The organism is Pseudomonas aylmerensis (genome assembly GCF_001702265.1).
Taxonomy (GTDB): domain Bacteria; phylum Pseudomonadota; class Gammaproteobacteria; order Pseudomonadales; family Pseudomonadaceae; genus Aquipseudomonas; species Aquipseudomonas aylmerensis.
Genome location: NZ_MAUE01000021.1, coordinates 56,181 through 73,015, shown reverse-complemented (window position 1 = coordinate 73,015; position 16,835 = coordinate 56,181). Strand labels below are relative to the sequence as shown.

Genomic DNA, 16,835 nt, shown 5'->3' with positions numbered 1-16,835 from the left:
AGTGATTGTCCGGGGCGCCGGCCGGCAGTAGGTTAAAACCATCTGCTGCCGGAGACATTGCCATGCCTGAGTACAAAGCTCCTCTGCGCGACATGCGCTTTCTGATCGACAACGTGTTTGATTTCCACGGCCACTACGCGGCCTTGGGCGCGACGGATGCCAGCCCGGACATGGTCAGTGCCATCCTCGAAGAAGGCGCCAGATTCTGCGAGAACGTGCTCGCACCGCTCAACCGCAGCGGTGATGAAGAAGGCTGCCATTTCGATAATGGCGTGGTCACCACGCCCAAGGGCTTCAAGCAGGCCTTCGCCCAGTATGTGGAGGGCGGCTGGCACGGCGTGGCGGCGGATCCGGCCTACGGTGGCCAGGGCCTGCCGCAATCGCTCGGCCTGGTGCTCAGCGAGATGATCGGCTCCAGCAACACCTCCTGGGGGATGTACCCGGGCCTGACCCACGGCGCGATGTCGGCGATCCATGCCCACGGCACCGACGAACAGAAGGCCACCTTCCTGGGCAAACTCACCGCCGGTGAATGGACCGGCACCATGTGCCTGACCGAAGCCCATTGCGGCACCGACCTGGGCCTGATCAAGACCCGCGCCGTGCCCCAGGCGGATGGCAGTTATGCGCTCACCGGGAGCAAGATCTTCATCTCGGCCGGCGAGCACGACATGAGCGCCAATATCATCCACCTGGTGCTGGCCAAGCTGCCGGATGCGCCGGCGGGTACCAAGGGCATCTCGTTGTTCATCGTGCCCAAGTTCCATGCCGATTCGGGCGAACGCAACGCGGTGCACTGCGGCTCCATCGAGCACAAGATGGGCATCAAGGGTTCGGCCACCTGCGTGCTCAACTTCGACGGTGCCAAGGGCTTCTTGATTGGTGAGGCGAACAAAGGCCTCAACTGCATGTTCACCATGATGAACCATGCGCGCCTGGGCACCGGCATGCAGGGCTTGTGCAATGGCGAGGCGAGCTTCCAGGGCGCGGTCAAGTACGCCAACGACCGTCTGCAAATGCGCTCGCTGACCGGCGCCAAGGCCCCGGAGAAACCCGCCGACCCGATCATCGTGCATGCCGATGTACGCCGCATGTTGCTGACCATGAAAGCCTTCAACGAAGGCAACCGCGCGCTGACCTATTTCACCGCGCAATTGCTCGACACCGCGCACTTGGGCAGCGACGCCGGCCAACGCCAGGAGGCCGAAGACCTGCTGGCGTTCCTCACCCCCATCTGCAAGGCCTTCATGACCGACACTGGGCTGGAGGTGACCAACCATGGCATGCAGATTTTCGGCGGCCACGGCTACATCCGCGAATGGGGCATGGAGCAACTGGCCCGCGATGCGCGGATTGCACCGATCTATGAAGGCACCAACGGCATCCAGGCCCTCGACCTGCTGGGGCGCAAAGTGCTCGGCAGCCAGGGCAAGTTGTTGCGCGGCTTTACCAAAATTGTGCATAAGTTCTGCGCGGCGAATGCCGAGCATCCGCAGCTCAAGGCCTATGTGGCACAACTCAATCAGCTGAACCAGGAGTGGGGCGAGTTGACGGTAAAGGTCGGCACCGCTGCGATGAAAAACCCCGATGAAGTCGGTGCAGCGGCCGTGGATTACCTGATGTACAGCGGCTACATCATCTTGGCCTACTTGTGGTTGCGTATGGCAATAGCGGCTCAGGCACACGACGATGCCGAGTTTGCCCAAGCCAAACTGGCTACCTGCGACTTCTACTTCAAGCGTTTGCTGCCGCGTACAGCGACTCACCGCGCCGCTGTGGAGGCGGGCAGCGAGTGCCTGATGAGCTTGCCGGCGCAGTTGTTTGCACTGTAGGCACGGATTCTCCAAGCGCTAACTGCGCAGCGGGCTTGCTTCGCGAAGGTCATGTGTCAGAAGCACCCCAGGTGACTGACACAGCGCCTTCGCGAGCAAGCCCGCTGCCATATTAGACTCGCGTGTGACTTATAAATACTGAATGGTCACGAATGGACCCTATGTGTCTCAAAAGTTGTTCAGTTACACTCGGAGCCTGTAAAACCGATCCTACCGAATTACTTTTAACGTTCTCACGAGGTTTGCCATGGCTGATTACAAAGCGCCGCTGCGTGATATGCGCTTCGTCCTCAACGAAGTTTTTGAGGTCGCCAAGACTTGGGCCCAATTGCCGGCATTGGCAGACACCGTTGACGCCGAAACCGTAGAGGCAATCCTCGAAGAAGCCGGCAAAGTCACCGCCAAATCCATCGCCCCGCTCAGTCGCGGTGGCGATGAGCAGGGTTGCCGTTGGGCGGACAGCGTAGTCACCACGCCGGATGGTTATCCACAGGCCTACAAAACCTACGCCGAAGGCGGTTGGGTGGGCGTAGGCGGTGATCCGATCTTCGGCGGCATGGGCATGCCCAAGGCGGTGTCGGCGCAGGTCGAAGAGATGATCAACTCCTCGAGCCTGGCATTCGGGCTGTACCCGATGCTGACGTCCGGCGCCTGTGTGTCGATCAACACCCATGCCAGCGAAGAACTCAAGGCAACCTACCTGCCGAAGATGTACTCCGGCGAGTGGGCCGGTTCCATGTGCCTGACCGAAGCGCACGCCGGGACCGACCTGGGCATCATCCGCACCAAGGCCGAGCCTCAGGCGGACGGTTCCTACACGATCAGCGGGACCAAGATCTTCATCACCGGTGGCGAACACGACCTCACTGAAAACATCATCCATCTGGTGCTGGCCAAACTGCCGGACGCGCCGGCCGGTCCCAAGGGCATCTCGCTGTTCCTGGTGCCGAAATTCATGGTCAATGCCGACGGCAGCCTGGGCGCGCGCAACCCGGTGAGCTGTGGCTCCATCGAACACAAGATGGGCATTCAGGCCTCCGCCACCTGTGTGATGAACTTCGACGCAGCCGTGGGTTACCTGGTGGGCGAGCCTAACCGTGGGCTGGCGGCGATGTTCACGATGATGAACTACGAGCGCCTGGGTGTGGGTATCCAGGGCCTGGCGTCGGGCGAGCGCTCCTACCAGAACGCGATTGAATACGCGCGCGACCGTTTGCAAAGCCGTGCGCCGACTGGCGCGCAGGCCAAGGACAAAGTGGCCGACCCGATCATCGTCCATCCGGACGTGCGTCGCATGCTGCTGACCATGAAAGCCGCCAACGAAGGCGGCCGGGCGTTTTCCACCTACGTGGCGACGCAACTGGACATCGCCAAGTTCAGCGAAGACGCGGCGGCGCGCGAGCGTGCCGATAACCTGGTGGCGTTGCTGACGCCGGTGGCCAAGGCGTTCCTCAGCGACCTCGGCCTGGAAACCACCGTGCTCGGCCAGCAGGTGTTCGGTGGCCACGGTTACATCCGTGAGTGGGGCCAGGAGCAGCTGGTGCGTGATGTGCGCATCACGCAGATCTACGAAGGCACCAACGGCATCCAGGCGCTGGACTTGATGGGGCGCAAGATCGTCGGCAGCGGCGGCGCGTTCTACCGGTTGTTCGCTGATGAAATCCGCCAGTTCATCACCACCGCGGGCGCCGAGTTGGGTGAGTTCACCCGTCCGCTCAGCGCAGCGCTGGATAACCTGGATGAATTGACCGCCTGGGTGCTGGATCGCGCCAAGGCCAACCCGAATGAAATCGGCGCGGCATCGGTGGAGTACCTGCACGCCTTTGGCTACCTGGCGTATGCCTATATGTGGGCGCGCATGGCCAAGGCGGCGTTGGGCAAGGAGGCTGAGGAAGATTTCTACGCCAGCAAACTGGGGACCGCGCGCTTCTACTTCGCCCGCCTGCTGCCACGTATTCATTCACTGAGTGCGTCGGTCAAAGCCGGCAGCGAATCGCTGTTCCTGCTGGATGAAGCCTTGTTCTAACGGCGTGGAGGTCGTGTAAGCATTCTCTTACATGACGTACTGCTATTCGTCCTCTATCGCCAAATTGGATCCACGGATAATCTACTTCACATGGACGTCGCGCAGGAAGCGCAAAGCAACAACACGGACACGTAGGATTCTGCCAGGACGGCGGAGTGAAATGGATGTCAGGGAAACAGTCTGCAAAGCCCCGCTTCGGCGGGGTTTTCTTTTGCCCGCGAAAAAGTCCGGACCGCCCACTTCACGGCTGTACCGGCGGGGCGTTCATCACGTCTTCCAGCAGCGTGCGCAGCAATGCCACCGTCGCCTGCTGGCGCTGCACATCGCGGCACACCAAACCTACCTTCAATGGCACCCTGGGTTCACTCAAGGGTTTCCACAGCAATGCCTTGCTGTTGTGCTCGTCCTGCGAGCGCCCCGGTAGCACGGTGGCCAGCTTGGTATGTGGCAGGCTGTCGAGAATTCCCACCATGGTATTCAGTTCGGCCTGCACCTGCGGCCGGCGCCCGAGGTTGGACAACTGGCCCTGCCAGATCTGCCGCACCTGGAATTCTTCCCCCAGCAGCAACATCGGCAACTCGGCCGCCTGTTTCAGCGAGACTTTCTTGAACTCCCGCAAGGGGTGGTCTTCAGGGATGACGACCTTCAACTCATCTTCATACAGCAGCACGCCGTGCAGGCCTGGCTGGCGCGGCGGCAGGTAGCTGATGCCGATGTCCAGCGATCCGTTGAGCAGGCGGCGCTCGATCTCCAGCCCGGTCAATTCGTAGATCTGCACCACAAGGTGCGGCTGGGCCTTGCGCACGCGCTCAAGCATTTGCGGGACCAGGCTGGTGTGCACGGTTTGCAGCACGCCGATGGCCAAGGTGCGCATGGCCTGGCCCTTGAAGTTGCGCAAGGCTTCGACGGCCTGCTGCATGCCATCGATCAGCGGCAGGGCGTGGTTGTACAGGGTGTGGGCGGCGAGGGTCGGCAGCAGGCGCTTGCTGCTGCGCTCGAACAGGCTCACATCGAGGTTCTGCTCCAGCTGGCGAATCTGTTGCGACAACGCCGGTTGTGAGATCGACAGGCGTTCAGCCGCGCGGCCTACGTGGCCTTCTTCATACACCGCGACGAAATAACGCAGTTGCTTGAAATCCATAAGTCTTTCTTATCGAAAAAGCTGGAAAATCGAAATGGCCGTTGGCCCCCGAGACGCCTAGTCTAGCGCCTATTCGCAGGGCTTACAGGGCCGGATCGGGCAATGAACAGTGTTTATGTTGATGGTATTTACATAGGCAACGCAAAAAACCTCAAGGTCGTGAGTGCAGGGGTGACCCACCATGGTGTGCTTGCCATCGGGGGTGAAGTGTGAACCTGTTCAATATGCGCCGCCCTGTGCCGAGTCTCGACGACCTGATCGAGGACGCCTCCCACCACGACCTGTCCAGTGACTGCCTGATGCCCACCGTCGCGCGGCCTGCCCAGGTCTTCGTACGCGGCCAGGGCTCATGGCTGTGGGACAGCGACGACCGGGCCTACCTGGATTTCAGCCAGGGCAATGCCGCCAACAGCCTCGGCCACAGCCCGCAGGTGCTGATCAAAGCCTTGGCCGACCAGACCCAGGCACTGATCAATCCCGGTATCGGCTTGCATAACCGTGCCCAACTCAACCTTGTCGACCGCCTGTGCCACCGCACCGGCAGCGACCAGGCGTACCTGCTCAACAGCGGCGCGGAGGCCTGCGAAGCGGCGATCAAGCTGGCGCGCAAATGGGGCCAACTGCACCGGGGTGGCGCCTACCGCATCATCAGCGCCAGCAGCGGTTGCCATGGCCGCAGTTTTGCCGCGATGGCTGCCTCGTCGAACGCCGGTGAAAACCGCTTTGAACCGCAACTGCCGGGCTTCAGCCATGTGCCCTTTAACGATCTGCCGGCGCTGCATGCCGCCGTCGATGCGCAAACCGTCGCGATCATGCTGGAACCGATCCAGAGCGGAGCCGGCGTGATCCCTGCGACCGAGCACTACCTCAAAGGCGTCGAGCGCCTGTGCCGGGAACTGGGGATCCTGCTGATCCTCGATGAAGTCCAGACCGGCCTCGGCCGTTGCGGCGCCTTGCTCGCCGAACAGCAGTACGGCGTGCGCGCCGACATTCTCACCCTCGGCAAAGGCCTGGGCGGCGGCGTCCCGTTGGCGGCACTATTGGCGCGTGGCAAAGCCTGTTGCTTTGCGGCGGGCGAGCTGGAAGGCACCCATCATGGCAATGCGCTGATGGCCTCGGCCGGGCTGGCGGTACTCGATACGGTGCTGGGGCACGGTTTTCTTGAACAGGTGCGTGGGTCGGGTTGCTACCTGGGCGAAGGCCTTGCCCGCCTGGCTTATCGCTACGACCATGGCCAACTGCGTGGCCACGGCCTGATCTGGGGACTGACCTTGTCGGATGATTCTGCGGATGCAGTGGTAAAAGCCGCACTGCATGAAGGCCTGATCCTAAACGCGCCACAACCCAACTGCCTGCGTTTCACCCCGGCCCTGACGGTGAGCAAGAGCAACATCGACGAAATGCTCCTGCGCCTGGCCCGTGCCTTCTCCCGCGTGCGCACAGCCCAACTGCAATGCCGCAAGGGCATCGTCGTTTAAATCCTGATTCTCGAACCGTCTCGCGGCATACGCGGCGCCTCCAGCCTGATTCTTTTGGCTGGGGGCGTTTTTTTGTCGGTGAAATTTTTGGATTGAAAAGGTTGATTGAGCGTCAGTGAAAACAATGGCTTTTTAGCGGACGTCGGCAAGGAATGCCGACCGGGCACTCATCAAGCAGCTTCGTGAAAGCAGTCATGTGAGCCAACCAGTTTTCGCCCGCTACCTGAACACCAGCGCCTCCACGGTGAAAAAATGGGAGTCCGGCGAGAAACAGCCCAGCGGCATGGCGCTCAAGCTGCTGAGCATCGTGCGAAAACACGGGTTGCAGATCCTGACCTGAAGGATGGCCCAGTGCCAGATCCCACTGAACCCTCACGAACGCCCAAGGTCGATTAGCTAGACGGCTCACACGAGCCGATTTTCTGGAGCTGATCCCATGGATTTCATTCGTATCATCATCGCCATTCTGTTGCCGCCACTGGGTGTGTTCCTGCAGGTAGGTTTCGCCGGCGCGTTCTGGTTGAACATCCTGCTGACCCTGTGCGGCTACATTCCCGGCATTGTGCACGCGGTGTACATCATCGCCAAGCGTTGAGGCCGTCAGCCTTTTGCGATGAGCCTTGAGTTGCGCTCATTGCGAAAGGCCAGTTGCTCGATGGTCTGGGTGGCATGCTCGGCTTCTTCCCGCGCTTGCAGGATGATGCCGTGCTGCTCGGACTTGCTGCACACCGGGTCGGCGTTGCTCGCATCCCCCGTGAGCATGAAGGCCTGGCAGCGGCAGCCACCGAAGTCCTTCTCTTTTTCGTCGCATGAGCGGCACGGCTCGGGCATCCAGTCGTAGCCGCGAAAGCGGTTGAAGCCGAACGAGTCGTACCAGATGTGCTGCATGCTGTGGTCACGCACATTCGGAAATTGCACCGGCATCTGTCGGGCACCGTGACAGGGCAGGGCAGTGCCGTCCGGTGTCACGGTCAGGAAGATGCTGCCCCAGCCGTTCATGCAGGCTTTCGGGCGTTCCTCGTAGTAATCCGGCGTCACGAATATCAGCTTGCACGGGTGGCCTTCGGCTTCCAGTTTGGCGCGGTATTCGTTGGTGATGCGTTCGGCGCGCACCAGTTGCTCGCGGGTCGGCAACAAGCCCACACGATTGAGTTGCGCCCAGCCATAGAACTGGCAGGTGGCGAGCTCGACGAAGTCCGCCTCCAGCGCAATGCACAGCTCGATGATGCGGTCGATCTTGTCGATGTTGTGCCGATGGGTGACGAAGTTCAGCACCATCGGGTAGCCGTGCGCCTTGACCGCGCGGGCCATTTCGAGTTTTTGCGCGAAGGCTTTTTTCGAACCGGCCAGCAGGTTGTTCACCTGTTCGTCGCTGGCCTGGAAGCTGATCTGGATATGGTCCAGGCCGGCCTTCTTGAAGTCGCTGATCTTCTGCTCGGTGAGGCCAATGCCGGAGGTAATCAGGTTGGTGTAGAAGCCCAGCCTGCGTGCTTCCGCAATCAACTCGGCGAGGTCCTGGCGCACCAACGGCTCGCCGCCGGAAAAGCCCAGCTGCGCGGCCCCCATCTCACGCGCCTCGCGAAATACCTTGAACCACTGTTCGGTACTCAGCTCCTTGCCCTGCTCGGCGAAATCCAGTGGGTTGGAGCAATATGGGCACTGCAACGGGCAGCGGTAAGTCAGCTCGGCCAGCAGCCATAATGGCAAGCCAATGGGCGGCTTGTCAGGCAAGGGTGATCCAGTGCTCAACACGGGCGACCTCCATGAACTGCTCGATGTCTTCACCCAGCTCCGGTACGCCGGGGAATTGCCGCTCAAGTTCGGTAATGATCGCGGCGACATCGCGATCGCCGTCGATCAGGCCACCGATCAGCGCGGCGCTGTCGTTGAGCTTGATCATGCCCTCGGGATAGAGCAACACATGGCCTTTCTGCGCCGGTTCATACTGGTAGCGATAGCCCTGGCGCCAGGTCGGTTTTCTGCTGCGATCGAAGCTCATAGGGTGATCCCTTTATGCCAGACCCGCTGCTCGGTCACGCTGTGATACGGCGGGCGTTTCAATTCATAGGCCATGCTCATGGCATCCAGCATGCTCCACAGAATGTCGAGTTTGAACTGGAGAATTTCCAGCATGCGTTCCTGGCCTTCGCGGGTGGTGTAGTGCTGCAGCGTGATCGCCAGGCCATGCTCGACATCACGCCGAGCCTGCCCGAGGCGGGTGCGGAAGTACTCATAGCCGGCGGGGTCTATCCATGGGTAATGCTGCGGCCAGCTGTCGAGGCGCGATTGGTGGATCTGCGGCGCGAACAGTTCGGTCAGCGAGCTGCTGGCGGCTTCCTGCCAACTGGCGCGGCGCGCAAAGTTGACGTAGGCATCCACCGCAAACCGTACGCCGGGCAGCACCAACTCTTGGGAGCGCAGTTGGTCCGGGTCAAGGCCGACGGCTTGGCCCAGGCGCAGCCAGGCTTCGATGCCGCCGTCTTCGCCGGGCGCGCCGTCGTGGTCGAGCAAGCGCTGGATCCACTCGCGGCGGATCTCGCGGTCCGGGCAGTTGGCCAGGATCGCGGCGTCTTTCAACGGAATGTTCACCTGATAGTAGAAGCGGTTGGCGACCCAACCCTGGATCTGCTCGCGGGTGGCGCGGCCTTCGTACATCGCCACATGGTAGGGGTGATGGATGTGATAGAAGGCGCCTTTGGCGCGCAACGCGGCTTCGAATTCGGCTGTGGTCAGCGGTGTGTCAGTCATTTCGATCACTCCTACAATTCAATGCTCATGCCGTCGTAAGCCACTTCGACATTGCGTCGCCCCAGCTCGGCACGCTCGGGGGAGTCTTCATCGAGGATCGGGTTGGTGTTGTTGATATGGATCAGCACCTTGCGCTGTTTGGGCAGCTGTTCCAGCACCTCCAGCATGCCGCCGGGGCCGTTTTGTGCCAGGTGCCCCATCTCGCGACCGGTGCGGGTGCCGACGCCACGGCGCTGCATTTCGTCGTCATCCCACATTGTGCCGTCCACCAACAGGCAATCGCTGCCAGCCATGATTTCCAGCAAGGCGGCGTCGACCTTGCCCAGGCCCGGGGCGTAGAACAGTTTGCCGCCGGTGCGCAGGTCTTCGACGATCAGGCCGATGTTGTCGCCTGGGTGCGGATCGAAGCGGTGCGGCGAATAAGGCGGCGCGGCGCTGCGCAACGGTAGCGGGGTGAAGCGCAGGTTGGGGCAGGCCGGGATGGTGAAGCTGGCGTCCAGTTCGATACGGTTCCAGGCCAGGCCACCGTTCCAGTGGGTGAGCATGGTGAACAACGGAAAGCCGGTGCTCAGGTCTTCATGGACCATGTCGGTGCACCACACCTGATGTGGGCAACCTTCGCGCAGGCTCAGCAGGCCGGTGGTGTGGTCGATCTGGCTGTCCATCAGGATGATCGCGCTGATACCGGTGTCGCGCAGGGCGCGGCCGGGTTGCATCGGCGCAAAGCCCTGGAGTTGCGCGCGGATATCCGGCGAGGCATTGCACAACACCCAGTTCACGCCGTCGTCGGAAATCGCGATGGACGATTGGGTGCGCGCCTGCGCCCGCAGGCTACCGTCACGAAAACCCGCGCAGTTCACGCAGTTGCAGTTCCACTGCGGGAAGCCACCGCCGGCGGCGGAACCTAGAATCTGGACAAACATGGCCGCTCCATCAAGCAAAGCTCAAAACAAAAACGCCCCGGGCGAACCGAGGCGTTGTATTACCCAGCGGATTACCGGCTGGCGAAGTACATGGTGACTTCGAAACCGATGCGCAGATCAGTGTAAGCAGGTTTGGACCAGGTCATATTCTTACTCCTACGAAGGGATGGGACATTCACTACCAAGTAATACATATAGTCCACCTCCAGTCGGAGATGTTCAGAGGTGTGCGTATGAATGTTACGCAATTCTTTTCAAGTTAGCGCTGTCTCGGTAACAAAAGCCTTTTGCAAGGGCGGCAATGATCAGTCTGGCACTTGCCAGGCATCGTTGATGCGCGGGCCGTTGGCGATGCAGCGCCAGCCGCCTGCAGCACCCTCGAGCTGTCGGGCGGCGTGCAGCAGGTCTTCGCGTGTGCAGGCCTGGATCGCTTGTTGGAGGCGCGTGAGGTAATCCGACGGATGGCCCGCCAAATACGCCTGCCAGAGCAGTTCGGCGGCGTGGGCGATGGGCAGCGCCTGGACCGTGAATTGTTGCGCCAGGGCCTGGTTATCCAGCGGGCGGCTGTCGATCAGCGCAGGCAACTGCGCCAGGAAAGCCTGCAGGTGCTCAAGGATCCCTTCAAGTGAAACGCTGGGGGATTGCACGCCAAACAGCAGTCCGATTTGCCCGTTGATTTGTCGGACGCTGCTGAACACGGCGTAGCCTAACTGCAGCTCGACCCGCAGACGTTGGTAGAAGGGGCCCTGGAGCAGGTGCCCGAGCAATCGCCACGCGGCTTCGTCCGTCAGGGACTGGGTAGGCGCAGGGCAAAACAGCAGCAACGCCGCCTCTGCGGATTCGGTGTTCAGTTGATGCCAGAGATGTTGGCCGCTGATGCTGGTGCACGTGGATTCCAGTCGCGCTGCGTGCCCGGGCAAGCGCGCGGCCGCAGCCTTGATCGCCACTTCAGAGGCGGGTGACAAACCAACGCCAAGCCCTTGCCAACGTGCGGTGGCCCAGGACATGGGTTGCTCGCTGGAGACGCTGACGCCGGCGGTGCAACAGGCAGGGAGCGCCTTGAGTAATGCCCGGATCGCGAGCATCGGTGTCGGGGCGCTGGGTGCCTCTTGCGGTTGATGCACGTCGAGCGCCAGCGCCTCGAGTATCGCTGGCATCGGCTCTTGCAGCCCGATCAGCTTCACCAACCAGTCATTGCCGACAGTTTCGAAAGACATTTCAACACCTGCCTGACGAGCATTCTCGCGCAGCGCCTGCAAGGTGCTATCCAGCCCGGCGGGTATGGCAGCCTCAAACCGCCAGTGCAGGTAGAGCGCGCCCTCATCGCTGTCATTCGCCAACCCTTGGTTGAATGTCAGTGCCGACAGCTCTCGCCGCCCCCGCGAACGGTCTTGGGCAAAGGTGCGCAAGCCCCGGTGGGCGCTGGTTTGGCCACGAATCAGGCCGGCGCGCTCGTCCTTGACGGGAGGGCGCAGGAACGGATTGTTGGGCGGCAGTTGCCAGGCCTGTTCGCAGGACGGTAGGTGCAGGGTCTCCAGCAGGATCTTGAGGGCCGCGACATCCTCATCCGTCAGGCCTTCGCTGTCGTGTCGGGCCAAGGCCAGTGCGCCTTGCACCTGCTGTTGGCGCGCCGCCAGCAGGGCGAATTCTTCTCGCAGTGAAGCCCAGTCGCTGTGTGCGAAAAAGCTCAGCCAGTCGTAAAGCAATGCCTCAATGTGTGTCGTCGAAGCGCTTTGGTTCGCGAGCGTGAAGTCGATATCCAGCACTGCTTGTCCGGCAAAGTGGTAAAGCACCGACGCCTGCACTGCGCTGGCGAGTTTTCTTGCCTTCAGTTCCGCCAACAGGCCGCCCGGCGCCGAGGCGTTTAGCCAGGTGCAGAGAAAATCCAGTGCTTCGCGGGGAGCCCTGCAGGCAATGACCTGGTGCAGGTGGTTATCGGCGACATGTTGATAACTCGGTGCCTGGCCTTGCGCCAGTGGCGGCGGCTCGACTTGGGGCTGCAAAGGCCCCGAGGTCAGGGCCGCGCTGAACTGCTGCGCCAAGGCTTGCAAGTCTGCCAGCGACTGGGGGCCGGCAAGGCTCAACGTCATCTGCCCGCTGCGATAGAACCCTTGGTGGAATGCCCGCAACGCTTGCTGAAAAGCCTCACGCTCCACCGGCAGACTGTCGCGGTTACCCGCATGAAAACCTCGCAACGGATGATCCGCCGCCAGGCCTGCCAGCAACGCGACCTGCTGTTGCGCCTGGGCATCCTGGGACCAGGCCACATACTCGGCGTGCAGGACTTCGCGCTCACGCAACTGGTCTTCGACCGTCAGGCGCGGGTGAGTCAGCATGTCTGCCAGCCGCTCCAAACCCTGCGCCAAGCCCGCCACCGGCAACTCGAAGAAGAACTCCGTGGTGCGCTCGCGCGTGCTGGCATTGATTTGGCCACCCTGGCGTTGCACGTAGGCCATCAAGCCTTCGCCCGTGGGAAAACGCACAGTACCGAGAAACAACAGGTGCTCCAGAAAATGCGCCAGCCCCGGCCACGCCAGCGGCACATCATGGCTGCCGGCAGCCACCCGCAAGACCGCCGCACTGCGCTTCAAGCGCGGCGCATGGTGCAGGGAAACCCGCAGGCCGTTGGCCAGGGTCAGGTGTTGGCGATGAGGGTGGGCCGGCGCAGGCATGGGCACTTCCGAAACAAGAGAGGTGCCTATGCTAGCAAACCCGCAGGATCAGGGCTTGTGCAGTGCGCCGTACAGTTCGGGGCGGCGGTCTTGCAGGTAGTGATTGGCGGCGCGCGCGTCGCGGATCGATTGGTGATCCAGCTTGCCGACAATCAAGGCTTCATCCAGGCCTGCCTGGGCGATTCGCTGGCCGTCCGGCGCGGCGATGCTGCTTTGCCCACAGTACTGAATCTCGCCTTCATGCCCACAGTAATTGGCGTAGGCCACGTAGCACTGGTTCTCGAAGGCGCGTGCCCGCACCGTCACGTCGGCAACAAAGTCGAACGGCACCATATTGGCCGTGGGTACCAGGATCAGCTCGGCTCCGGCGAGAGCCAGGCGGCGGGTATTTTCCGGGAACTCCAGGTCGTAGCAGATCAGGACGCCGAGCTTCCAGCCATTGAGCTCCACCAGCGGCCAATCATCGCCGCCGGCACTGAACATCGAGTGGTCCAGGTCGCCAAACAGATGGGTCTTGCGGTAGTTGCACAAGCGCTGGCCGTGGGCGTCGATCAATTGCACGGCGTTGTAGATCTGTCCGTCTTCGGCGCGTTCCGGGTAGCCGTACAGAATCGCCAGGCCAGCGCTTTGCGCCATTTCGGCAATTGCTTGAGCCGATGGCCCATCCTGCGCTTCGGCCAGGGCGCCAACCGCCTCGGCGCCGATGTTGTAGCCGCTGAGAAACATCTCTGGCAGCACCAGCACATCGGCATCCGAAGCTTCATGCGCCAGTTGGTGCAGACGCTTGAGGTTACCGGCCACATCCAGCGGCAACGGCGGGCATTGGTACAGGGCGACACGCATCCTCAACTCCTTAGTCCGCCAGGGCGATCGGGCCGATCTCATCGAACACATCACCCGGCCCGGGATTCTCGGGGTGAGTGCTGCCGCCAAAGTGGGTCATGATGCCCCACACCGCGTTCAGCGAGGTCTGCACCGCGCCCTCGACCCAGGCTGGGGTCCAGGACACGTCATCGCCGGCGATAAAAATCCCACGTTGTTCAGCGGGCATATCCTTCTGCATGAAGTGCGCATACATCCGCTGGTTGTAGCGATAGTGACCCGGCAGCGCGCCCTTGAAGGCCCCGAGAAAGTGCGGGTCGGCTTCCCAGGACACTGTGATCGGATCGCCGATGATGCGTGCCTTGATGTCGACGTTCGGGTAGATCTTTTTCAGCGCGTCGAGGGCCAGCTTCACGCGTTTATCGATGGGCTGCGGCAGCATTTTCAACGCGTCGCTCATCCATGAGTACGACAGGCAGATCACGCCGGGTTTGTCGTCGCCGTTGTCGAACAGATAGGTGCCACGGGTCAGGCGATCGGTGAGGGTCATGCTCATGAGGTCGCGGCCGGTTTCCGGGTCTTTGTCTTTCCAGAACGGGCGGTCGACCATCACGAAGGTTTTCGACGACTGCATATAACGCGTGCGGTCGAGGGCCATCCACATCTTTTGCGAGAACAGGGTTTCATCGCACTCGATCTGGGTGGTCAGCAGCCAGCTTTGGCAGGTGGTGAGCACGGCGGCGTATTCGCGCGTGTCGCCGTAGTTGTCGGTGACGGCAAAGCGGCCATCGGCGGCGTGGGCGATGCGCTTGACCCCGGCGCGCGGCGCGCCGCGGTGCAACGAGCTGAGGCTGGTGCCGGCCGGCCAGTGGGCGCAACGCTCCGGTACGTGACGCCAGATGCCCATCGGCACCTGGGCCACGCCGCCGACCACCAGGTGCTGGTGGTCGTCGCAGTTGGTCATGACCACGCGGAAGATTTCCAGCATCGAGTTGGGGAAGTCAGAGTCCCAGCCGCCGGTGCCGAAACCGACCTGGCCGAACACTTCGCGGTGCAGGAACGAGAGCTTGGCGAATGCCTTGGAGGTGGCGACGAAGTCGTAGAAAGTGCGGTCGTCCCACAGTGGCACCAGCTTGTTCCACAGCGCTTTGAGGCGTGGCACGTCACGGTCGCGGATCGCCTGCTGGATATCCCCGAACTGTGAGCCGGCTTCCAGGGCATCCGCCCACGCATCGGCGACTTCCTGGAACAGCACCGGCAAGTCGGAGAGCTTTTGGGCGTAATGGGTCTGGCCTTCGAGGTCGATCACCGTGCTGCCGGACGCCGGCGTCAGCGGGTTGGGGAAGGGTTTGGTCTCCAGGCCCAGCTTGTCGACATAGTGATAAAACGCGGTGGACGACACCGGGAAGCGCATGCCGCCCAGCTCGGCGATGATGCCTTCGGCGCCTTCGAAGGCCTGGGAGCGCAGGCGGCCGCCCATCTTCGAGGCTTCGTACACCACGGGCTTTAGGCCCAGTTTCATCAGCTCGTAGGCGGCGACCAGGCCGGCGATCCCGGCCCCGACGATCGCCACTTCGGCGCCATGGTTGGCGGCGGGAATGCTGCCCAGCCCGGCCGGGTGTTCGATCCAGTCATCGAAGGCAAACGGAAAGTCCGGGCCGAAGATGGTGATGGGTTTCTTGCCGTCTGCGGGGTGGCGATTGGTCTTGCTGATGGTGCTGGACGGAATGCTCATGGCTGACCCTTGCTGACGACTCGGCAGGACGTGACCCGCTGAGTATAGGAAAAGATGGCAGCCAGTTTAGGGAGCGTTGCGCTCGTTAATAAGACGCAATGTGTCGTCGGAATGAATTGGTTTCAGTCAATGTGACGAGGTTACTGGTCAGATTGGCTGGCCGCGGTCCAATTTGTTACTGAGGATGATCGAGGTGGTGGTTTTTTCCACGCCGTCGACACTGCCGATCTGGTCCAGCAGTTGGTCCAGTTGCTCCGGCGAATCGGTGCGCAGCCAGGCGACGTAATCGAACTCACCACTCACTGCACACAGCTGCTGCACCTGGGCCATGGCACTCAACTTGCGCAGCACCTCCTTGCCCGAGCGCGCCTGTACGGTGATCCCGACATAAGCCTGCAAACCGCCATCCACGACACGCTGTCCCAGGCGCACGCCGTAACCGGTGATCACCTGGGTTTTCTCCAGCCGTGCCAGGCGCGACGTCACCGTGGTACGCGCGATGCCCAGCTGCCGAGCGAGCATGGCCACGCTTTCACGCGCGTTGATCTGCAGGGCGGCGATCAGTTGACGATCGATTTCATCGAGGACGGGCAAGGGCAAAGCTCCAGAGCGGACGGCAATGGAGTGGCATGTTACAGGCTTGCGTCCTGGAACCGCACGTTCGGTTCCAGGCTGCGCTCAGCTCGCGGCGGGCGCCTTGCACACCTTCGCCGCGGCGGGGTCGTCGGGCACAAACGAATCGACTGCGCCGTGCTTCAACACCACGTAGCCACGCCGCCAAGGCTGGTCGTCGATGAGCTTCCAGCGATGGCCTGAGCCGGTATTGTCTTCGGCGACCAGCACTTCACCGGGATGCAACGTGAACGTCTCGCCACCCCGCGTAGCGAACGCCAGGGTGCCGGATAGCGTCATCACGTATTGCGGCTCCGGGTCGTTATGCCAACCGTAAGCGGCATGCGCCGGGCTTTGCTTGAAGTGAATGGCGGTGACGTCATTGCGCATGTTCTGGTCGATGCTGCCGACCAGGACGTGCGACGCATTGTCCGCGCCCGTACACAGTTTGAACGCCTTGATCGTGGCCGGGGCGGGCGTTGCGGCATGGGCGCAGCTGAAGGTCGCAAGGCTGATGGCGAGGGCGCTGCCCAGGTTGAACAGGGGGCGGATGAGCGCGTGCGGCGAACGTGGGGCTTGAGGCATGGAGCCGGTTTCCTCGTACTGAAGTCGATATTGATCGCCGGCCATGGTCTGCGTCGCAGCTGGCGCGAACAATTAACAAATCTTTCATTGCCGAGGTCGAGTGCAGCAGCGCCCCGAATTTGCACGCGCCAGAAACGACGAAAGCCGCGCAATGCGCGGCTTTCTTGTTTGGTGGGCCCACACGGACTTGAACCGTGGACCAAAGGATTATGAGTCCTCTGCTCTGACCAACTGAGCTATAGGCCCTAAACAGGTCGCGGA

Annotated in this window: 15 protein-coding genes, 1 tRNA gene and 1 pseudogene; 5 read left to right on the top strand and 12 right to left on the bottom strand. The window is 61.9% G+C overall.

Going from position 1 to position 16,835, the window contains the following annotated elements; translation table 11 throughout:
• The first annotated feature begins 62 nt into the window (after nt 1–62).
• Together BBG20_RS14795 and BBG20_RS14790 are read left to right on the top strand one after the other, a co-directional pair.
• Nucleotides 63–1,832, top strand: coding sequence for an acyl-CoA dehydrogenase C-terminal domain-containing protein (locus BBG20_RS14795; protein ID WP_065904679.1), 1,770 nt, complete (start codon nt 63–65; stop codon nt 1,830–1,832).
• Nucleotides 1,833–2,079: 247 nt separating this feature from the next.
• Entirely contained in the window at nt 2,080–3,858 is a 1,779-nt protein-coding gene (locus BBG20_RS14790) for an acyl-CoA dehydrogenase C-terminal domain-containing protein (RefSeq protein WP_065904677.1), read from the top strand.
• Between the two features lie 241 nt (nt 3,859–4,099).
• On the opposite strand, the gene BBG20_RS14785 is transcribed toward BBG20_RS14790, so the two are convergent.
• On the bottom strand, nt 4,100–4,999 hold the full coding sequence (locus BBG20_RS14785; protein WP_065904676.1) for a LysR family transcriptional regulator: 900 nt from the start codon (nt 4,997–4,999) through the stop codon (nt 4,100–4,102).
• Nucleotides 5,000–5,208: 209 nt separating this feature from the next.
• Between BBG20_RS14785 and BBG20_RS14780 the strand changes: the two genes are divergently transcribed.
• The 3 genes and pseudogenes from BBG20_RS14780 to BBG20_RS14770 all read left to right on the top strand — a co-directional run bounded on the left by BBG20_RS14780 (nt 5,209) and on the right by BBG20_RS14770 (nt 7,072).
• Complete coding sequence (locus BBG20_RS14780) at nt 5,209–6,477, top strand: aspartate aminotransferase family protein (RefSeq protein ID WP_065904673.1); 1,269 nt, start codon at nt 5,209–5,211, stop codon at nt 6,475–6,477.
• Between the two features lie 169 nt (nt 6,478–6,646).
• Nucleotides 6,647–6,817: pseudogene (locus BBG20_RS14775) on the top strand (helix-turn-helix domain-containing protein); the annotation flags it as partial.
• A 96-nt stretch (nt 6,818–6,913) separates the two neighbouring features.
• Nucleotides 6,914–7,072, top strand: a complete 159-nt coding sequence (locus BBG20_RS14770) for a YqaE/Pmp3 family membrane protein (protein WP_007904205.1) — start codon at nt 6,914–6,916, stop codon at nt 7,070–7,072.
• 5 nt (nt 7,073–7,077) lie between these two features.
• On the opposite strand, the gene pqqE is transcribed toward BBG20_RS14770, so the two are convergent.
• The 11 genes from pqqE to BBG20_RS14715 form a co-directional block, all read right to left on the bottom strand.
• A complete protein-coding gene (gene pqqE, locus BBG20_RS14765; protein ID WP_065904671.1) occupies nt 7,078–8,208 on the bottom strand; it encodes a pyrroloquinoline quinone biosynthesis protein PqqE in 1,131 nt (376 codons plus the stop codon).
• A complete protein-coding gene (gene pqqD, locus BBG20_RS14760) occupies nt 8,201–8,476 on the bottom strand; it encodes a pyrroloquinoline quinone biosynthesis peptide chaperone PqqD (protein WP_065904669.1) in 276 nt (91 codons plus the stop codon). Before pqqD ends, pqqE begins: the two co-directional genes overlap by 8 nt.
• On the bottom strand, nt 8,473–9,225 hold the full coding sequence (pqqC, locus tag BBG20_RS14755; RefSeq protein ID WP_017138042.1) for a pyrroloquinoline-quinone synthase PqqC: 753 nt from the start codon (nt 9,223–9,225) through the stop codon (nt 8,473–8,475). The genes pqqD and pqqC overlap by 4 nt, the downstream gene beginning before the upstream one ends.
• Nucleotides 9,226–9,236: 11 nt before the next feature.
• Complete coding sequence (gene pqqB / locus BBG20_RS14750) at nt 9,237–10,148, bottom strand: pyrroloquinoline quinone biosynthesis protein PqqB (protein ID WP_065904667.1); 912 nt, start codon at nt 10,146–10,148, stop codon at nt 9,237–9,239.
• 71 nt (nt 10,149–10,219) lie between these two features.
• Nucleotides 10,220–10,294: a pyrroloquinoline quinone precursor peptide PqqA gene (gene pqqA / locus BBG20_RS14745; RefSeq protein ID WP_003194766.1), complete on the bottom strand. Its 75-nt coding sequence runs from the start codon at nt 10,292–10,294 to the stop codon at nt 10,220–10,222.
• A 159-nt stretch (nt 10,295–10,453) separates the two neighbouring features.
• Complete coding sequence (pqqF, locus tag BBG20_RS14740; protein WP_065904665.1) at nt 10,454–12,820, bottom strand: pyrroloquinoline quinone biosynthesis protein PqqF; 2,367 nt, start codon at nt 12,818–12,820, stop codon at nt 10,454–10,456.
• Nucleotides 12,821–12,868: 48 nt separating this feature from the next.
• Nucleotides 12,869–13,663: a carbon-nitrogen hydrolase family protein gene (locus BBG20_RS14735; RefSeq protein ID WP_065904664.1), complete on the bottom strand. Its 795-nt coding sequence runs from the start codon at nt 13,661–13,663 to the stop codon at nt 12,869–12,871.
• A 10-nt stretch (nt 13,664–13,673) separates the two neighbouring features.
• Nucleotides 13,674–15,356, bottom strand: a complete 1,683-nt coding sequence (locus tag BBG20_RS14730; protein ID WP_065904799.1) for a flavin monoamine oxidase family protein — start codon at nt 15,354–15,356, stop codon at nt 13,674–13,676.
• A gap of 168 nt (nt 15,357–15,524) precedes the next feature.
• Nucleotides 15,525–15,971 (bottom strand): Lrp/AsnC family transcriptional regulator, encoded by a 447-nt coding sequence (locus BBG20_RS14725; protein WP_065904662.1) that lies wholly within the window; start codon nt 15,969–15,971, stop codon nt 15,525–15,527.
• Between the two features lie 84 nt (nt 15,972–16,055).
• The gene (locus BBG20_RS14720) at nt 16,056–16,574 is read right to left on the bottom strand and encodes a cupin domain-containing protein (RefSeq protein ID WP_065904660.1); all 519 of its coding nucleotides are present in this window, start codon (nt 16,572–16,574) and stop codon (nt 16,056–16,058) included.
• Nucleotides 16,575–16,743: 169 nt separating this feature from the next.
• Nucleotides 16,744–16,820: transfer RNA gene (locus BBG20_RS14715), tRNA-Ile, on the bottom strand.
• Nucleotides 16,821–16,835 lie beyond the last annotated feature (15 nt).

Coding starts and splice junctions, on each gene's coding strand:
- pqqB (WP_065904667.1), bottom strand. CDS start 10,148: ATGTTTGTCCAGATTCTAGGTTCCGCCGCCGGCGGTGGCTTCCCGCAG.
- BBG20_RS14790 (WP_065904677.1), top strand. CDS start 2,080: ATGGCTGATTACAAAGCGCCGCTGCGTGATATGCGCTTCGTCCTCAAC.
- pqqF (WP_065904665.1), bottom strand. CDS start 12,820: ATGCCTGCGCCGGCCCACCCTCATCGCCAACACCTGACCCTGGCCAAC.
- BBG20_RS14785 (WP_065904676.1), bottom strand. CDS start 4,999: ATGGATTTCAAGCAACTGCGTTATTTCGTCGCGGTGTATGAAGAAGGC.
- BBG20_RS14720 (WP_065904660.1), bottom strand. CDS start 16,574: ATGCCTCAAGCCCCACGTTCGCCGCACGCGCTCATCCGCCCCCTGTTC.
- pqqC (WP_017138042.1), bottom strand. CDS start 9,225: ATGACTGACACACCGCTGACCACAGCCGAATTCGAAGCCGCGTTGCGC.
- pqqD (WP_065904669.1), bottom strand. CDS start 8,476: ATGAGCTTCGATCGCAGCAGAAAACCGACCTGGCGCCAGGGCTATCGC.
- BBG20_RS14735 (WP_065904664.1), bottom strand. CDS start 13,663: ATGCGTGTCGCCCTGTACCAATGCCCGCCGTTGCCGCTGGATGTGGCC.
- BBG20_RS14795 (WP_065904679.1), top strand. CDS start 63: ATGCCTGAGTACAAAGCTCCTCTGCGCGACATGCGCTTTCTGATCGAC.
- BBG20_RS14770 (WP_007904205.1), top strand. CDS start 6,914: ATGGATTTCATTCGTATCATCATCGCCATTCTGTTGCCGCCACTGGGT.